Annotated in this window: 20 protein-coding genes; 15 read left to right on the forward strand and 5 right to left on the reverse strand. The window is 69.8% G+C overall.

Annotation, left to right across the window (positions count from 1 at the left end; translation table 11 throughout):
• The coding region (locus tag AC1D2H_RS25255; protein ID WP_478012803.1) for a hypothetical protein at positions 1-326 on the reverse strand (326 nt) is incomplete at its 3' end.
• Between the two features lie 207 nt (positions 327-533).
• Here AC1D2H_RS25255 and AC1D2H_RS25260 point away from each other — a divergent pair.
• The gene (locus AC1D2H_RS25260; RefSeq protein ID WP_478012804.1) at positions 534-743 is read left to right on the forward strand and encodes a hypothetical protein; all 210 of its coding nucleotides are present in this window, start codon (positions 534-536) and stop codon (positions 741-743) included.
• Here the strand turns inward: AC1D2H_RS25260 and AC1D2H_RS25265 are convergent.
• A complete protein-coding gene (locus AC1D2H_RS25265; protein WP_478012805.1) occupies positions 740-2,791 on the reverse strand; it encodes an oxidoreductase in 2,052 nt (683 codons plus the stop codon). The genes AC1D2H_RS25260 and AC1D2H_RS25265 overlap by 4 nt on opposite strands.
• A 200-nt stretch (positions 2,792-2,991) precedes the next feature.
• Here AC1D2H_RS25265 and AC1D2H_RS25270 point away from each other — a divergent pair, with 200 nt between their 5' ends.
• From AC1D2H_RS25270 to AC1D2H_RS25290, 5 genes are all read left to right on the forward strand, one after another.
• Entirely contained in the window at positions 2,992-4,296 is a 1,305-nt protein-coding gene (locus tag AC1D2H_RS25270; protein ID WP_477933406.1) for a DUF4397 domain-containing protein, read from the forward strand.
• Between the two features lie 72 nt (positions 4,297-4,368).
• Positions 4,369-5,070: a hypothetical protein gene (locus tag AC1D2H_RS25275; protein ID WP_478012806.1), complete on the forward strand. Its 702-nt coding sequence runs from the start codon at positions 4,369-4,371 to the stop codon at positions 5,068-5,070.
• A gap of 42 nt (positions 5,071-5,112) precedes the next feature.
• A complete protein-coding gene (locus tag AC1D2H_RS25280; RefSeq protein ID WP_478012807.1) occupies positions 5,113-7,797 on the forward strand; it encodes a DUF3857 domain-containing protein in 2,685 nt (894 codons plus the stop codon).
• Between the two features lie 7 nt (positions 7,798-7,804).
• Positions 7,805-8,224, forward strand: coding sequence for a DUF1801 domain-containing protein (locus AC1D2H_RS25285; RefSeq protein ID WP_477933411.1), 420 nt, complete (start codon positions 7,805-7,807; stop codon positions 8,222-8,224).
• Positions 8,221-8,448, forward strand: a complete 228-nt coding sequence (locus AC1D2H_RS25290) for a cysteine-rich CWC family protein (RefSeq protein ID WP_477933413.1) — start codon at positions 8,221-8,223, stop codon at positions 8,446-8,448. The genes AC1D2H_RS25285 and AC1D2H_RS25290 overlap by 4 nt, the downstream gene beginning before the upstream one ends.
• Here AC1D2H_RS25290 and AC1D2H_RS25295 read toward each other — a convergent pair.
• Positions 8,412-8,864, reverse strand: coding sequence for a nuclear transport factor 2 family protein (locus AC1D2H_RS25295; protein ID WP_478012808.1), 453 nt, complete (start codon positions 8,862-8,864; stop codon positions 8,412-8,414). The two genes, AC1D2H_RS25290 and AC1D2H_RS25295, sit on opposite strands and share 37 nt — an antisense overlap.
• Before the next feature lie 111 nt (positions 8,865-8,975).
• Between AC1D2H_RS25295 and AC1D2H_RS25300 the strand changes: the two genes are divergently transcribed.
• The 5 genes from AC1D2H_RS25300 to AC1D2H_RS25320 all read left to right on the forward strand — a co-directional run bounded on the left by AC1D2H_RS25300 (position 8,976) and on the right by AC1D2H_RS25320 (position 13,642).
• Positions 8,976-9,686, forward strand: a complete 711-nt coding sequence (locus AC1D2H_RS25300) for a TetR/AcrR family transcriptional regulator (protein WP_478012809.1) — start codon at positions 8,976-8,978, stop codon at positions 9,684-9,686.
• 13 nt (positions 9,687-9,699) lie between these two features.
• Positions 9,700-10,575: a DMT family transporter gene (locus tag AC1D2H_RS25305; protein WP_477933419.1), complete on the forward strand. Its 876-nt coding sequence runs from the start codon at positions 9,700-9,702 to the stop codon at positions 10,573-10,575.
• Positions 10,572-12,245: a long-chain-fatty-acid--CoA ligase gene (locus AC1D2H_RS25310; RefSeq protein WP_478012810.1), complete on the forward strand. Its 1,674-nt coding sequence runs from the start codon at positions 10,572-10,574 to the stop codon at positions 12,243-12,245. The genes AC1D2H_RS25305 and AC1D2H_RS25310 overlap by 4 nt, the downstream gene beginning before the upstream one ends.
• Before the next feature lie 122 nt (positions 12,246-12,367).
• Positions 12,368-13,132, forward strand: a complete 765-nt coding sequence (locus AC1D2H_RS25315) for a DUF4349 domain-containing protein (protein WP_478012811.1) — start codon at positions 12,368-12,370, stop codon at positions 13,130-13,132.
• Between the two features lie 9 nt (positions 13,133-13,141).
• Positions 13,142-13,642, forward strand: a complete 501-nt coding sequence (locus AC1D2H_RS25320; protein ID WP_478012812.1) for an endonuclease V — start codon at positions 13,142-13,144, stop codon at positions 13,640-13,642.
• A 43-nt stretch (positions 13,643-13,685) separates the two neighbouring features.
• Here AC1D2H_RS25320 and AC1D2H_RS25325 read toward each other — a convergent pair whose 3' ends face one another.
• The gene (locus AC1D2H_RS25325; RefSeq protein ID WP_477933426.1) at positions 13,686-14,066 is read right to left on the reverse strand and encodes a YXWGXW repeat-containing protein; all 381 of its coding nucleotides are present in this window, start codon (positions 14,064-14,066) and stop codon (positions 13,686-13,688) included.
• Positions 14,067-14,222: 156 nt separating this feature from the next.
• Between AC1D2H_RS25325 and AC1D2H_RS25330 the strand changes: the two genes are divergently transcribed.
• Together AC1D2H_RS25330 and AC1D2H_RS25335 are read left to right on the forward strand one after the other, a co-directional pair.
• Complete coding sequence (locus AC1D2H_RS25330) at positions 14,223-14,585, forward strand: VOC family protein (protein WP_478012813.1); 363 nt, start codon at positions 14,223-14,225, stop codon at positions 14,583-14,585.
• Positions 14,582-15,202, forward strand: coding sequence for an HD domain-containing protein (locus AC1D2H_RS25335; RefSeq protein ID WP_478012814.1), 621 nt, complete (start codon positions 14,582-14,584; stop codon positions 15,200-15,202). The genes AC1D2H_RS25330 and AC1D2H_RS25335 overlap by 4 nt, the downstream gene beginning before the upstream one ends.
• Here AC1D2H_RS25335 and AC1D2H_RS25340 read toward each other — a convergent pair.
• Positions 15,151-15,453: a DUF2834 domain-containing protein gene (locus AC1D2H_RS25340; protein ID WP_477933432.1), complete on the reverse strand. Its 303-nt coding sequence runs from the start codon at positions 15,451-15,453 to the stop codon at positions 15,151-15,153. The genes AC1D2H_RS25335 and AC1D2H_RS25340 overlap by 52 nt on opposite strands.
• Before the next feature lie 113 nt (positions 15,454-15,566).
• Here AC1D2H_RS25340 and AC1D2H_RS25345 point away from each other — a divergent pair, with 113 nt between their 5' ends.
• Both AC1D2H_RS25345 and AC1D2H_RS25350 read left to right on the forward strand, forming a co-directional pair.
• Positions 15,567-15,947 (forward strand): phosphopantetheine adenylyltransferase, encoded by a 381-nt coding sequence (locus AC1D2H_RS25345; protein ID WP_477933434.1) that lies wholly within the window; start codon positions 15,567-15,569, stop codon positions 15,945-15,947.
• Positions 15,944-16,726 (forward strand): helix-turn-helix domain-containing protein, encoded by a 783-nt coding sequence (locus AC1D2H_RS25350; protein WP_478012815.1) that lies wholly within the window; start codon positions 15,944-15,946, stop codon positions 16,724-16,726. Before AC1D2H_RS25345 ends, AC1D2H_RS25350 begins: the two co-directional genes overlap by 4 nt.
• Positions 16,727-16,743 lie beyond the last annotated feature (17 nt).

Here is a 16,743-nt window from a genome sequence, read left to right on the forward strand (position 1 = left end):
GCCGTGTGCAGCGCCGCGGCGACCAGGGCGTCGCCGGGTGGGCTGCCCAGGCTGAGGCAGAGGTAGACATAGGGCGGCAGCAGCAGCACCGCCGGCGTCCAGGCCAGCATTGCCCAGCGCAGGCTGCCCAGCAGCGTCGGCACCAGCGCCAGCAGCCACAGCGACAGCCCCAGCGTGGCCAGGCGCTCGGGCAGGTCCAGCCCGGTGCTGCCCAGCGCGACGACGAGGCCGGGGCTGGCCAGCAGCGCCAGCAACAGCGCCACCAGCCCGCGCTGGGCCGGCGCAGGGCGAAACGGGGCTTGGAAGGGCGGCGCGGAGGGGATCAAGGCGATGGGCGGCTGATGGGCGCCGCGAGCTTAGCCTGCGGCCGTCTCCCCCTTTTGGGGGAAGAAGAGGGGAAGAAGGGGGATGCGGCGCCGCCCTCTCCCCCCTCGCTCCACCCTCCGGGTGATGTCCCCCAAAGGCCTCGGCCGCGATGCTGACGGCATGGCGTTGAACACGACGACGCCCCTTCAAAAACCCGGAGCCACCCCATGCAATTCTTCAACTCCTCGCAGTCGCCCTGGTCCCACTCCAAGCTGCCGGTGGCCGGCCTGCCCAGCCCGCGCACGGCGGCCAGCGGCGCCAATCGCAAGCTGGATTGCGGCTGGTACGACTCCAGCTTCGACCTGGCTCAGGGCCTGGAGATCGTCGAGCAGGACTGCGACACCCTGTACCAGCTCTGGGAGCTGTCCCAGAACTAAAGCGTGCAGGCCAGCTTGGTGCCTTGCAGGATGGCGCGTTTGGCATCCAGCTCGCCGGCCTCCAGCGCGCCGCCGATCAGGTGGACGTTGACGCCCGCGGCCTTCAGCGGCGCCTCCAGCTCGCGCAAGGGCTCCTGGCCGGCGCACAGCACGATGGTGTCGGCCTCGATCAACTGGGCGTCGGCCCGCTTCTCGCCATAGCTGACCCACAGGCCCTCGGCCGTGATCTGCTCGTAGTTGACGCTGGCCAGCATGTCGACGTTCTTCATCTTCAGTGCCGCGCGGTGGATCCAGCCGGTCGTCTTGCCCAGGCCCGCACCGGGCTTGCCGGCCTTGCGCTGCAGCAGCGTGATCTGGCGCGTCGGCGCCTCGGGTGCCGGCCGCAGCAGACCGGCGCGCACCTGTTCCGGGTCGCCCACGCCCCAATGGCGACGCCAGGCGGCCGGATCCAGCGTCAGCGAGTGGCCGGCCTCCAGCAGGTACTCGGCCACGTCGAAGCCGATGCCGCCGGCACCGACGATGGCGACCCGCCCACCCACCGGCTTGCCGTGCCTCAGCACATCGATATAGCTCAGCACCTGGCCGCGCGCCTGGCCTTCGTCCTGGCCCTTGATCTTCGGATCGCGCGCGCTGACGCCGGTGGCCAGCAGCACCTCGTCGAAGCCCTTCAGGTCGTCCGCCGCGACACGACGGTTCAGCTTCAGCTCGACACCGGTGACCTCGATGCGGCGGCCGAAATAGCGCAGCGTCTCGCTGAACTCCTCCTTGCCTGGGATGCGCTTGGCCATATTGAACTGGCCGCCGATCTCGGCCGCGGCGTCGAACAGCGTCACCGCGTGGCCGCGCTCGGCCAGCGTCGTCGCGGCGGCCAGGCCGGCCGGGCCGGCGCCGACGACGGCGATGCGCTTCTTCGCGCCATTCACCGGCTTGATGACGATCTCCTGCTCGTAGGCCGCGCGCGGGTTGACCAGGCAGGTCGAGATCTTCTGCGCGAAGGTGTGGTCCAGGCAGGCCTGGTTGCAGGCGATGCAGGTGTTGATCTCGTCGGCCCGGCCCTGGCGGGCCTTCTTGACGAACTCCGAGTCGGCCAGGAAGGGCCGCGCCATCGACACCATGTCGGCGCTGCCATCCGCCAGCACGCCCTCGGCCACTTCGGGCGTGTTGATGCGGTTGCTGGTGATCAGCGGCGTCGTGATGCCTTCCTCGCGCAGCTTGGCCCGCAGCTTCGCGGTCACCCAGGCGAAGCCCGCGCGCGGCACGCTGGTCGCGATGGTCGGGATGCGCGCCTCGTGCCAGCCGATGCCGGTGTTGATGAGGGTGGCACCGCCCTTGGCCACGCGCCGGCCCAGCTCCACGACTTCGTCCCAGCTGCTGCCGTTGGGCACCAGGTCCAGCATGGACAGGCGGTAGATGATGATGAAGTCCGGCCCGACGGCCTCGCGCATGCGCGCCAGGATCTCCAGCGGCAGGCGCATGCGGTTCTCGTAAGACCCGCCCCAGGCGTCCGTGCGCTGGTTGGTGTGTTCCACCAGGAACTGGTTGATGAAATAACCCTCGCTGCCCATCACTTCGACCCCGTCGTAGCCGGCCTCGCGGGCCAGCTTGGCGCAGCGGATGAAGGCGCGGATCTGGCGCTCGATGCCGCGGGCCGAGAGCTCGCGCGGCGTGAACGGGCTGATCGGGCTCTGGATGCGCGACGGCGCCACGCACAGCGGCGAATAGCCGTAGCGGCCCGTGTGCAGGATCTGCAGCGCGATCTTGCCGCCCTCGGCATGCACGGCGTCCGTGATGATCTTGTGGCGCCGCGCCGCGCCCGACGTGGCCAGCGTGCCCGCGAAGGGCTTGGCCCAGCCTTCGATATTGGGCGCGAAGCCGCCGGTGACGATCAGCCCCACCTCACCCTTGGCGCGCTCGGCGAAAAAGACCGCCATGCGCTCGAAATGCTTTCGTCCATCCTCCAGGCCGGTGTGCATGCTGCCCATGAGCACGCGGTTCTTCAGCGTCGTGAAGCCGAGATCCAGGGGCGCGAGGAGGTGGGGATAGTTCATGGCGGCGGATGCTACCGACGCGGACGCGCCGGAATTGGAGTGCTCTCCTCACCTGCAGCCTGGGGCAGACCCTGGCTCCAGCAACAGTTCTTCACCCGGTGCTAGGTGGCGGAAATGGCGATATCGCCGGCTTGGGTTCTAATCGCGAGTCCGCGTTCTTGGGATCGGCCCGGCGGTTTGGTTTTTTCGGAGAGTTCTCGATGCGATTCACCCCCTGGGCCACGCGACTGGTCCTGACGCTGAGCCTGTCGGCCACTGCATTCCTGACCGCCTGTGGTGGCGGTGGCGGCGGCAGCAGCAACACGCAGGTTCGCCTGCTCAATGCCACGCGTTCCTATGCGGCGCTGGATCTGTCGGTCAACGACAAGTCCATCAACACCAAGGTCGCCTACGCCAGCGTCGGCGCCTATGGCGACGTCGACACCAACGCCACGGCCACCAAGGTGCTGACCAGCGACGTCGGCACCAGCGTGTCGGCCACGACGCCCACGCTGACCTCGGGCAGCAACTACACCTTCATCACCTACGGCTTCGCCGGTGCCATCCGCACCACGCTGCTGCAGGAAGCTGAAGTCGTGCCCGACGCCAACAAGGCCAAGCTGCTGGTGCTGAACCTGGCACCGGACGCCGGCGCGCTGGACGTCTACGTGACGACGGCCACCGACCCCATCGACACCGCCACCGCGCTGACGACCAACCTCCAGGGCGGCGCCGGCAGCGGCTACATCCAGATCAACTCGGGCACCTTCCGCGTGCGCGTGACCGGCTACAACAAGCGCACCGACCTGCGCCTGGACATCCCGGCCATCACGCTCGACTCGGCCAGCGTCAACACGCTGATCCTGACGGCTTCGGATGGCGGCGTGCTCGTCAACGGCATCAGCCTGGTCCAGAAGGGCGCCGTCAAGAACTTCGCCAACACCCAGTCGCGCGTGCGTACCGTCGCAGCCCTGACCAATGGCGCCGCCGTCGGCTCCAACGTCAACGGCCAGCAGATGTTCAGCAGCGCCATCAGCCCGCTGATCAGCGACTACGTGACCACCGCCTCCGGCGCCAGCACGCTGTCCGCCACCGTCAACGGCGCTGCGGTCAGCTTCAACGCCCCGACGCTGACGGCCGGCAACGACTACACCCTGCTGGTCTGGGGTGACGCCGCTGCGCCCAAGATGTCGGTGCTGAACGACGACAACCGCCTGCCCACCGTCGCCGGCAACGTGAAGATCCGCCTCGTCAACGCCATCGCCGCCCAGACCTCGGGCGTGTCGCTGAACGTCGACTTCAGCTCCGTCGCGTCCAATGTGTTGCCGGGTACGGCTTCCACGCCCAACAGCATCTCGTCGACGACGGCGTCGCAGGTGGATGTGACCGTGCCGACCTCGGCCACGTCCATCTACACCAACACCGCCCTGGCCTTCCCGGCCAACAGCGTCTGGACCTTCTTCGCCGTGCCCAGCAGCTCGGCCACGCAAGGCATGACCGCCCTGCCCAAGCGCGAGCGCCCGTAAGCCTCGGCTGACTCCTCGCAAAGCCCCCGTGCCTACCGGCCGGGGGCTTTTTCTTTGGCAGAAGATAGCGGCATGCCCGCCCCTACCCGCTTTCATTTGCAGCGCCTGCGCCTGCTGTGGCGCAGCGCCGGCTGGCCCAGCCTGGACCTGGTCGAGATCGAACTGCTGGCGGCCGGCTGGGTGGAGCGCCTGCAGGAGGCCGACGGCCGCGAGCGCCTGCGCGTGACCGATGCCGGCATCGCGCTGATCGCCGATTCCCTGACCCGCAACCGCGCCGCCCGCGACGCCCATGAGACCCTGGTTGAGCGCGTCGCTACCGAGATGCAGCGCGCCGGCCGCATCGCCTGGCGCGGCCTCACCCTGCGCGCCGGCCTGCCTGGTCTGGATGGAGAGGATGGCGGCAAGACGCTCTGGGTCAACGCCATGCCCGACGTCTATTCCATCCGCCACAGCACGGTAGAGGACTACCTCGAACCCGCCATCCACGAGATCAAGGTCAGCCGCGCCGACCTGCTCGGCGAGCTGCGCCGCCCGGCCAAGTCCGCCGCCTACCGCGCGCTGTGCGGCCAGTGCTGGTTCGTCATCAAGGCCGGCATCGCCGAAGCCGAGGAGATCCCGCCCGACTACGGCGTGCTGATCGGCCACGCCAGCCACCTCGAGCTCGCCCGGCCGGCGCCCAAGCGCGCCTGCAAGCCCGATTTCGCGACCTGGATGGCCCTGGCGCGAGCGACGCCGCTGCTGCCACCGGAAGACCCGCAGTCCCACCTCGCCTGAGCCTGACCATAATCGCCGCGCGATGAGAGGGAGGCGCCAATGATGCGCGGATTGAGGGAGAAGCTGGCCGTTGCGGGTCTCGCACGGCTGGGCGGGGTTGTGCTGCTGTGGGCCCTGCTGCTGGGCGGGTCGGTCAATGCCTGGGCCCAGCAGGCCAGCGTGGCCCGGGGGCTCAGTTTTGCACCCGTGCCGGCCTGGGTGCAACCGCAGGCGGTGCCGCTGGATGCCGCGGCGCCCGCCGAAGGCCTGAACAAGGGCCAGCACTATCTGCTGGCGGACGAGCAGGTGCGCATCGTGTCCGGCACCCTGGTCAGCTATCACCATATCGCCAGCCGGGCCGTCAACGAGCGCGGCGTCGAAGAGATCGCCAGCGTGCAGCTGCGTTTCGATCCGAGCTACCAGACCMTCGTCATCCACCGCATCGACGTGAAGCGGGCGGGGCGCACCGTGTCCACCGTGGCACCCGGCGCCGTGAAGCTGCTGCAGCGCGAGTCCAGCCTGGAATCGCTGATCTTCGACGGCCGCCTCACCGCCCATGTCGCGCTGCACGACGTGCGTGTCGGCGACGTGGTGGAGTATGTCTACAGCCTGCAGGGCGACAACCCGGTCTTCGGTGGCCGCCATTTCGGCAGTTTCGACCTGGACTGGGACACGCCCGTCGCGCGTCGGCATGTCCGCGTGCTCTGGCCCAAGGGCCGCCCGCTGTACTGGAAGCTCCACAACCAGGCGGCGGCGGCCCAGGTCAGCGACCTCGGCGCCGAGGTGGAGCACCGCTGGGACCTGCGCAACGTGCCGCCCAAAGTGCTCGACAGCGACAGCCCCGGCTGGTACGACCCCTACAACTGGGTCGAGTGGAGCGAATTCGAGAACTGGGCGGCGGTCACGCACTGGGCGCAGCCCCTGTACCGCCTGCCCGCGGGCCCCATGCCGGCGGTGGATCGCGAGGTGGCGCGCATCGCGGCCGAGACGAGCGACCCCGAGCAGCGCCTGCTGTCCGCCCTGCGCTTCGTGCAGCGCGAGGTGCGCTATCTCGGCATCGAGATGGGCGTGAACTCGCACGCGCCGCATGCGCCGGAAGTCGTGCTGCAGCGGCGCTTCGGCGACTGCAAGGACAAGACCCTGCTCAGCATCGCCCTGCTGCGCGGCCTGGGCATTGCGGCGCGACCGGCCCTGGTGCACACCGGCCTGCGCCAGGCCGCTGCCGACCGGCTGCCCACCCCGGGAGCCTTCAACCACGTGCTCGTGCAGGCCGACGTCGGCGGCCGCCGCGTCTGGCTGGACCCGACCCGCAGCCCGCAGGCCGGCCGCGGCGTGGCGCAATGGGTGCAGGCCGATTTCGGCCGCGCCCTGCTCGTCGACGCCGACAGCCGTGAGATGGTGGCCATGGCCGGCCCGCAGGCGCGGCTGCACACGCGGCAGGTGCGCACGCTGCTGGACGCCAGCGCCGGCTTCGACCAGCCGGCCAGCTTCACCGTCACGACGACGGCGAGCGGCGCGGCCGCCGAGCAGCTGCGCGCGACGCTGGCGGACAACGCGCGGGACAGCCTGCAGAAGCAATACCTCGACTACTACGCCGCCAGCTACCCCGGCCTGACGGTGGAACAGCCCTTCAGCGTGCGCGACGACGTCGACGCCAACACGCTGGAAATCGTCGAGCGCTACCGCATGCCCAGCTACTGGACCCGCGATGAGAAGCAGGCGCGCTGGAAAGGCGAACTCGAGGTGCCCGACCTGCTGGAGTGGCTGCGCCGCCCCTCGGGCCTGAATCGGCAAGGTCCGCTGGGGCTGCGCCATCCGGTGGACTTCACCCTCGTCAGCGAATTCCGCCTGCCCGGCAACTGGGGGCTCAAGCCGGAGAAGCTCCATGTCGAGGACCCGGCCTTCGAGCTGCGCCGCGAAGAAGCCTGGCAGGGCGCCACCCTGGTGCTGACCGACCACTACCTCAGCCGTGAGGATCACGTCGCCGCCGCCGACATGGCGCGCTATGTCGGCCAGCTCGACAAGGCCCGCACCGGCGTCGGCTTCAGCCTGACCCACACGGGCGGCAGCGAGGCCGCGGGGTCGGCATCCGCCGGTGCCGGCACGCCGCACTGGCTGCCGCTCATCGCCGCGCTGCTGACGCTGGGCGGCCTGGCCGTGCTGGGGCGTCGCCTCTACCGCTGGGATCCCGAGCCGCCTGCCCTGCCGCTGGACCCCGCGGCGGCCAGCGGCATTGGCGGCTGGCTGCTGCTGCCGCCGATCGGCCTGGCCGTCACGCTGTATCGCGTCGGCAAGTCGCTGCTCGAATCCACGGGGGTCATGGACGTGCAGTCCTGGGTCGAGCTGACCAAGGCCCATGCCCTCTGGGCACCGACGCTGCTGTTCGACCTCGTGCTGCAGCTGGCCATCGGCGCCGGGGCGCTGCTGCTGCTGTGGCTGATGGTGAAGCGCCGCAGCAATCTGCCGCGCATCTATGTCGGCTGGTGGGTGCTGGTGATCGTGATGACGCTGGGCGACGCCATCGCCTTCCAGATCATCCCGGCGCTGCGCGAGCAGTGGGGCGCCAAGGACTCCGCCGAATCGGTCCGCGCCTGCGTGTTCGGCGCGATCTGGATCAGCTATTTCCTGCGCTCGGAGCGCGTGCGCCGCACCTTCGTGGAGCGCCTGGGTGCCCGCCAGGAAAGCCCTCTCGCCCCTCCCATCCCGGCCGTCGACGGCACACAATCGGCCTCTTCTCCCGTGGCCTGAGGGCTCCATGGCGACCGCCAACAAGACCGTCCCGACCGACGCCGATGTCCAAGCCCACTTCGCGGCCCAGCCCGAGGCGCGCGCGGCCGACTGCCGGGCGCTGGCCGCGCTGATGCAGCGCACCAGCGGCCAGCCGCCGAGGATGTGGGGCCGCATGGTGGGTTTTGGCGATCACCACTACGTCTACGACAGCGGCCGCGAGGGGGACATCTTCGAGATCGGCTTTGCCAGCGGCGCGGGCGGCAAGGGCGACATCAGCCTCTACCTGAACGTCGGCTGTATCCCCGCCGAACGCGCGGCCCTGCTTGCCAAACTGGGCAAGCACCGCGAAGGCAAAGGCTGCGTCTACATCAAGCGCCTGGCGGATGTGGACCTGGGCGTGCTGGAAGAGCTTTGCGTGGCGGCACTCAAGGAGAGGCGTTCATGAACGGCCCGCTGCTCGACACCAGCTGCCCGCGCTGTGGCGGTGGCTTCGAGTGCGGCGTCAACGCCGGCCACTGCGCCTGCTTCGGCATCCGCCTGACCGAGAGGTTGCGCGTGCAGCTCGCCGAGCAGTACAGCGGCTGCCTGTGCCTGCCCTGCCTGAGCGAGCTCATCGAGGCTGACCTGCGTCGTCAGCCCGTGATCGGTTCCGCCAAGGCCTCGGGCTGACCGGCTGCGGCCACCTCGGCCAGATAGCCCGCCAGCCGGGCCGTGTCGCAGTGCACCGTCAGCGCGCTGACGCGGCCCCAGCGCAGCTCGAACTCGTGCATGCCGCAGTTGCTGCCTTCGCGGCCGCCGGGCAGCTGGAAGCGGTCGCGCCAGGCCACGACGGCCCGCGTGCGCCAGGGCCAGCCGCTGACCCATACGCCGTCCACCTCGAAGCGCAGGCCCGGCAGCAGGCGCTGCAGGCGGCCATACCAGCGCGTCGTCGCGCCCAGGTCGCGGCGCTCGCCGCCGAGGGCATGGTCGCCCACCATGTGATGCCGGTGCGCGGCCCTGAACTGGGCCGGGATGCCGTCATAGCGCCCCGCATTCAGCTCGGCAAAGGCGTTCAACAGCTTGCGCCGGACGATGGCGTGATACATGGCCGCTCTTTCCTTGCTGTCCGTCCAACCATGCAAGCCAACGCATGATCTTGACGGTGTAAAGATGTCGGCAGTATCCACCTTGATCTTGACGATGGCAAGATGCGGCGCATGAGCAAGCCTGCTTCGACCCGACCGCCCGCCAAGACAGGCGCCGCTCAACCAGCGAGGGCGCCGCGAGCCACCCAGGCGGCGGCCAGGCCCGCCGCGGACCGCCCGCCGCGCCCGCGCGCCAAGGCGGCCGGTGCCTATCACCATGGCGAGCTGCGCGAGGCCCTGCTGGACGCCGCCGAGGCCCTGCTGGCCCAGCGCGGCGCCGCCGCCCTGAGCCTGCGCGACGTGGCGCGCGGCGCCGGCGTCTCGCATGCGGCGCCCTATCACCACTTCGCCGGCCTGCCCGAATTGCTGGCGGCGCTGGCGGAGCGCAGCTTCCGGCAGCTCGGCGCGGCCATGCAGGCCGGCGTCGACGCCCACCCGGCGGATGCGCGCGAGCAGCTGCTCGCCATCGCCTCGGCCTATGTCGACTTCGCGCGGCGCCGCCCGGCGCGCTTCCGGCTGATGTTCGGCCCCGTGCTGGCCTCGCGCAGCCACAACCCGGGCCTGGACCGCGCGGCCGAGGCGTCCTTCCGCGTGCTGCTGGACGCCGCGACGCGCTTCGACGCCAGTTCCGGCCCGCTGATCGCGCTGACCGGCTGGAGCCTGGCCCACGGCCTGTCACACCTGAGTTTGGATGCGGCCTTTGCCGGCCTGCCGCTGGCCGGGCCGCTGCCCGAGCCGGCCGAACTGGTGCGCCTGATGAGTGCCAAGGTCTTGGGTGCTTAGGCATGATGGCTCGATGTCCGCACTCGACCGCCTGGCCCCGCCGCTTTTCATCTTCATCTGGGCCACCGGCTATATCGTCGCCAAGCTGGCCGCGCCCTATGCCGACCCACTGACCTTCCTCGCCTGGCGCTATGTCGGCGTCATCGCGCTGATGCTGGGCCTGGCCCTGGCGGCGCGCGCGGCCTGGCCGTCGCCGCGCGCGATGGCCCATCTGGCGGTCGCCGGCCTGGGCATCCAGGCCCTCTACCTCGGCGGCGTCTGGGTCTCCATCCGCCAAGGCCTGCCGGCCGGCACGGCGGCGCTCATCGTCAACCTGCAGCCCGTGCTGGTCGCCGCGCTGGCGCCGCTGATCGGCGAGCGTGTCTCGCCGCGGCAATGGCTGGGCGTGGCCCTGGGCCTGGCCGGCGTCGTCCTCGTCATCTGGCACAAGCTCAACCTCGGCGCGAGCTATGGCCCGCCGCTGCTGCTGTGCCTGATGTCCCTGCTCGCCATCACCGGCGGCACGCTGTACCAGAAGCGCTTCGTGCCCCACTTCGACCTGCGCACCGGCCAGGTCGTGCAGTTCGCGGCGTCACTGGCCGTCACCCTGCCGCTGGCCTGGTGGCTGGAGCCCATGCACATCGAATGGAATGCCCATGTGCTGGTTGCCATGGCCTGGAGCATCCTGGTGCTGACGGCCGGCGGCATCAGCCTGATGTTCCACATGCTGCGCCATGGCCGCGTGACGGCCGTGTCAAGCACCATGTATCTGGTGCCCTCTGTCACCTCGGTGATGGCGTGGTTGCTGTTCGGCGAGACACTCGGCGCACAAGCCATCGCCGGCATGGGGGTGACGCTGCTCGGCGTCTACCTCGTCGTCGCGCAGAGGAAAACGGAGACAGCCGAATGACGACCCCCCGAGCACATCACAAGTTCTGGCCCGTCCGCGTGCCGCACGCCATCGAGCCGCCGGCCACGGCCCTGCCCGACAACCTGCTCGTCAGCGCACGCCGCTTCCCGCATCGGCCGGCGCTGGTCTTCCTGGGCCAGACGACGACCTATGCCGAATTGGCCGCCCAGGTGGCGCGCCTGGCGGGCTGGCTGGCCCAGCGCGGCATCAAAAAGGGCGACCGCGTGCTGGTGGGGCTGCAGAACTGCCCGCAGCTCGTCATCGCCCATTACGCCATCCTCAGCGTCGATGCCGTCGTCGTGCCGGTCAACCCGATGAACAAGGCGGCGGAGCTCAAGCACCTCATCGAGGACAGCGGCGCGGTGCTGGCCATCACCAGCGCCGACCTCAGCGCCGAATGGCTGTCGGCCGGCGTGGCCGCGCAGAACCTGGTCGTCACGCGCCTGGCCGAAGTGCTGCCGGGTGGCCACAGCGACGGCGCAGGCCTGCCCGCGGGTTGGGCCGACTGGCTGAATACCGACATCGCCCTGCCCGCCGGCGCCACGCCCTGGGCCGACGCCCTCGCCTGCACGGCCCCGGCACCGGCCATGACCGTGGGCGCCGACGACCTCGCCCTGCTGCCCTACACCAGCGGCACGACGGGCCATCCCAAGGGCTGCATGCACCGCCATCGCAGCCTGCAGCACAACATCTTCGCGGGTGGCCTGTGGGCCAATGTCAGCCACGAAGACGTCGTGCTCGGTGTCGTGCCCATGTTCCACATCACCGGCATGGTCGTCGTCATGCACGGCACGCTGGCGGCCGGTGCGGCGCTGGTGCTGATGCCGCGCTGGCAGCGCGAGTACGCGGCCCGCCTCATCGCCAGCCACCGCGTCACGCGCTGGACCAACATCCCCACCATGGTCATCGACCTGCTGGCCAGCCCGCAGGTCGACGGCTTCGACCTCAGCAGCATGGTCACCATCGGCGGCGGCGGCGCGTCCATGCCGCAGGCGATTGCCGAGCGGCTGTGGCAACGCTATGGCCTGCGCTACATGGAAGGCTATGGCCTGACCGAGACGGCCGCGCCCAGCCACAGCAACCCCTACGACGCGCCCAAGCAGCAATGCCTGGGCGTGCCCTACCTGAGCTGCGACTCGCGCGTCGTCGACCCCGACACGCTGAAGGAGCTGCCCGTCGGCGAAGCCGGCGAGATTCTCGTCCACGGGCCCATGGTCTTCGACGGCTACTGGCGCCGCCCCGACGCGACGGCGGCCGCCTTCGTCGAGATCGACGGCAAGCGCTTCTTCCGCACCGGCGACATCGGCTACGCGGATGCCGACGGCTACTTCTTCATGACCGACCGGCTCAAGCGCATGATCAACGCGAGCGGCTTCAAGGTCTGGCCCTCCGAGGTCGAGAACCTGATGCACGCCCACCCCGGCATCGCCGAGGCCTGCATCATCTCGGCGCCCGATGCCTACCGCGGCGAGACCGTCAAGGCCGTCGTCGTCAAGCGCGCCGGCCATGAGTCCCTGACCGAAGAACAGCTGCGTGACTGGTGCCGCGCCAACATGGCCGTCTACAAGGTGCCGGCCCTCATCGAGTTCGTCGACACCCTGCCCAAGAGCGGCGCGGGCAAGGTGATGTGGCGGGCGCTGCAGGAGCGCGAGAAGGCGCGTGGCGGTTGAGGGGGCCGGGCCTCATGCGACAGTCTGGCCGGTCGCTCCACGTGGCTAATCCAGCCGCCCCATGCCCCCTCCCTCCCGCCGGAGATCCGATGCATCGTCTGCTGATCGCTTGCCTCTTCCTGGTGATCATCACCGGCTGTTCCCGCCCGGATGAATCGGGCCCGGTCACGGGAGCCAAGGTGGTTTCGGTCGCGCGTGATGCGGCGGCCGACGGTGCGCGCCGCACGCTGGCGTACAGGCATGCGATCCAGCTCGACGCGCCGGAGGGCAAGGTCGCCGCACTTCATGAAGCGGCGCTGGCCGCCTGCACCCAGTCCGCGGCGGAGCTTTGCACCGTGCTGGAATCGCGCATCAGCACGGGCCGCTCCGCGACGGCATTCCTGCGCCTGCGCGCCAAGCCCGGCGGCATCCAGAAGCTCATCGCGACGCTGGGCAAGCAGGCCGATGTGACGGAGCAGTCCACCCAGGCGGAGGACCTCGCCGGGCCGATCCAGGATGGCGAGAAGAAGCTGGCCATGTTGACAAGCTACCGCAGCGAGCTGGAGGTCCTGCGCAAGCGCGCCGGCAACGATGTGGATGCCTTGATCAAGGTGACTCACGAGCTGGCGCAAGTGCAGAGCGAGCTGGAGGCGGCGAATGGCAAGCATGCCTACCTGCTTCAGCGCGTGGAGACCGAGACCCTCGACATCAACATCCGCACCGAGCGCAGCCACTCGCTCTGGAGCCCGGTCGCGCTCGCCCTGTCGGACTTTGGTGGCAGCCTGTCGCAGGGGGTCGCGACGGCCATCACGGGCACGGCCTATCTGCTGCCCTGGGCCTTCGTCATCGGGCTGGCGCTGTGGATAGCGCGCAAGCTATGGCGGCGGCGCGGGGCAAAACGCGCCTGAGGCTGCTGCATGAAACTCGTGATCGCTGTTCATTTCGATGGTGCGCAGGCGATCGTTGCCGCGGTGGCTTTCGACGCCTGGGATGCCGCGGACGCGAGCAGGACCTATGTCTCGCGCATCGTCCATGTGGAGAAGGCTGCAAGAGGAGAACTCGACCTGCGGGAACTGCCCTGCGTGATGCAGCTGTTGCGCGAGCACGGCCTGGAGCCTGAACTCGTCCTGCTTGACGGCTTCGTCCATCTGGATGCCGACGAAACGCCGGGCCTTGGCCAGCACCTGTACCACGCACTGGGCGGCATGGTGCCCATCGTCGGCGTTTCAAAGAGGAGCCTGCCAGGCCTGTCGGCGCAGTTTGAAGTCATGCGAGAAGAGGAAACGCAGCCGCTGCTGGTGACGTGCGCAGGCATCGACATTGGCGCGGCCAAGGCGCGACTGCGCGCCATGCACGGCAGGAAGCGAGTTCCTACGCTGATGAAGCTCGCAGCGCGCCTGGCGAAAAACCAGGACTGAGTCCGGGACCGCTGGCTGAGCAGCGGGCGGTCCCAGGCCGGAATCAGCGGCGGTGCGGATCGTTGGGCCGGCGGTCGGCGCCATTGGGCACGCCATCCCGGTCTGCGTCGCCGCGCGCCCAGCCGCCGCGCCTGAATTCCCAGCGGCCATCGTGTTCGGCCCAGGCCGGCTGGTTGTAGGAATAGCCATGGCGTTCCTTCATCCAGACACCGCGTTGCCAGACGTGGCGACGACCGTTCCAGTTCCAGTAGCCGGGCACCCAGACATAGCCCCGGCGCGCAGCGGGAACCACCTCATGCCGCGGCGCCGGTGGTGCCACCTGAACCCACACGCTGGCCTGTGCCGTCGCGGCGGTGGGCAGGGTGGCTGCGCCCAAGCCAAGGCTTGCGGCCAGGCAGGAAGCGAGGAGGGTCTTGTTGAGCATGGCAAATCTCCAAGGTAGAGGAGTCCATTCAACGCCCGCGCCCGGCGGCCCGTGGTCGGAGGAACGCCCATCGGCGTGTCAGCCGCTTCCTGCCCTTGGGCTGTGGTGTCCATCGTCCAGGCAATATCCGAGGTCAAGCCGCCCTAACATGGCCCGATGCTGACCCAAGCCCGCTATGTCCTCGCCGTGCCCGACCTCGCGCGCTCGGCGGCCTGGTACCGCGACGTGCTCGGCTTCACCGTGCACGACATGGGCGACCCCGGCTGGTGTTGGCTGGAGCGCGATGCCTGCGTCATCATGGCCGGCGAATGCGCCGATGCGCTGCCGCCCGCACAACTCGGCGACCACAGCTATTTCGCCTATCTGCAGGTCGACGCCATCGACACCCTGCATGCCGAACTCCAAGGCAAGGGCGCCGACTTCATCAAGCCGCTGCGCGACGAGCCCTGGGGCATGCGCGAGTTCGGCGTCAGGACGATCGACGGCCACCGCATGATGTTCGGCCAGCCGTCGGCATGAAGCGGGCCTGGACAGCGCTTGGCGCCGGTGGCGGCGAAGCCTTGCAGGCCGAGCTGCTGGCCCGCTATGCCGAGCCGCATCGCGGCTATCACACGCGGCAGCATCTGGACGAATGCCTGGCCTTGTTCGGCGAGTTCGCCCATCTGGCCGAACGGCCCGCCGAGGTCGAGATCGCGCTGTGGTTCCACGACGCCATCTACGACGTGCATCGCCATGACAACGAAGCGCTGAGCGCCGACTGGGCCCGCACGGCGCTGCTTGGCGCAGGTGCCTCGACCGACACCGGTGAGCGCGTTGCGGCCTTGGTGCTGGCCACCCGCCACAGCGTCGCGCCGCAGACGGCCGACGAGCAGCTCTTGGTCGACGTCGACCTCGCCATCCTCGGCGCCGCGCCGGCGCGCTTTGCCGAGTACGAGGCGCAGATCCGCCGCGAGTACGCCCATGTGCCGCCGGCCGTCTTCAGCGAGAAGCGAGCCGCCATCCTGGCCGGGTTCGTCGCGCGGCCGGCGCTCTACGGCACACCGGCCCTGCGCGAGCGCTTCGAGGCGCCCGCGCGGGCCAATCTTCAAGCGGCGCTCAACGCCCTGTCGCGGCCCGCGGGCTTGAGCAGCAGATAGAGCAGCGGCCCGAACGAACCTGCGGCCAGCGTGATCAGTGCGAACGGCCAGACGGTGCGACCCGTCTGCCTGGCGTCGCGCCAGATGAAGCCCAGCGCGATCCAGGACATGATGACCAGGTCCGCCAGCACCTGCCAGGCACCCACGCTGCTCATGCCGGCCTGCCAGATGCCGAGGTAGCCGACCTGCCACATCACATAGGTCGAGAACAGGCCGAAGGCGGCGAGGACGAGGATGAGGACGACTCTCATGACGATCTCCTTGGGGAGTGGTTGATGGCGTCATGTTCGGCAGCCGAGTGCGTCGCCGCAATGACCTCCGAGGTCATCGCAGCCGCGCGATGCATGGCCTATGGTCAGTCCTCATGAAGCTGCTTGTCCCCATCACATTGGCCCTGGTCGCCCTGCTGCATGCCCTGCCACTGGCCGGCGTGCTGGGCGCCACCAGGCTGTCCACCCTCTACGGCGTCGACGCCCGCGACCCCGCCCTCGAACTGCTGCTGCGACATCGCGCCGTGCTCTTCGGGCTGCTCGCGGCGCTGCTGGCCTGGGCCGCCTGGCAGCCCGCGTTGCGCGGCCTGGGCCTCGTTGCCGGCTTGGTCAGCGTCGCGTCCTTCCTGCTGCTGGCGCTGCAGGCGGGCCCGTTGCCACCGGCCCTGGCCACGGTCTTCAAGCTGGACGTCGCCGCGCTGCTGTTGTTGCTGGCAGCGGCTACCCTGCACCTGCTGCCCACGCCATCACCATGACCGCCACCCTCGCCGCCCTGCGCAAATCGCGCCGCGTCAGCCAGCTCGAGCTGTCGCTGCGCACCGGCGTCTCGCAACGCCATCTCAGCTGCATCGAGACCGGCCGCTCGCGCGCTGGCCGCGAGACGCTGATCGCCCTGCTCGATGCCCTCGGCGCCACGCTGGAGGAACGCAACCAGGCCCTGCTCGCGGCCGGCTATGCGCCTGCCCATACCGAGCGCGCGCTGGACGCGCCCGAGATGGCGCCCGTGCGCGCCGCGCTGGGACAGTTGCTGCACGCCCACGACCCGACGCCGGCGCTGGTGCTGGACGGCGAATACAACCTCGTCATGGCCAATGCCGGCCTGGTGCGGCTGTTGGGGCTGCTCGGCCTGCCGGCCGACCACCTGCTGGCGGGACCCTTCAACCTGCTGCGCGCCGTCTTCCGCCCCGATGGCCTGCGTGCCCTGTGCGTCAACGAGGCCGAGCTGTGCGGCGAGATGTGGGCGCGCGCCAGCCGCGAGGCCGAGCACCTGCCGCGCCTGCGCGCCCTGCTCGACGAGCTGAGGCCCTCCCTGCGCCCCTGGGGCGCCATCGAGCCCAGCGGCCTGCCCGTGCTGGCATTGCGCCTGCGCGCCGCCGACGGCCAGACGCTGAGCTTCTTCTCCGCCTTCACCAGCTTCGGCACGCCGCTGGACATCACGCTGGCGTCTCTGAAGGTGGAGCATCTTTTCCCCGCCGACGAGGCCACGCGCATGGCCCTGATGGATGAGGTCGGGGCGCCGGCAATTTCGGCCTGACGCGGCTTCGGCCGGCG

The sequence above is a fragment of the Roseateles sp. P1_C1_2 genome (genome assembly GCF_056406535.1).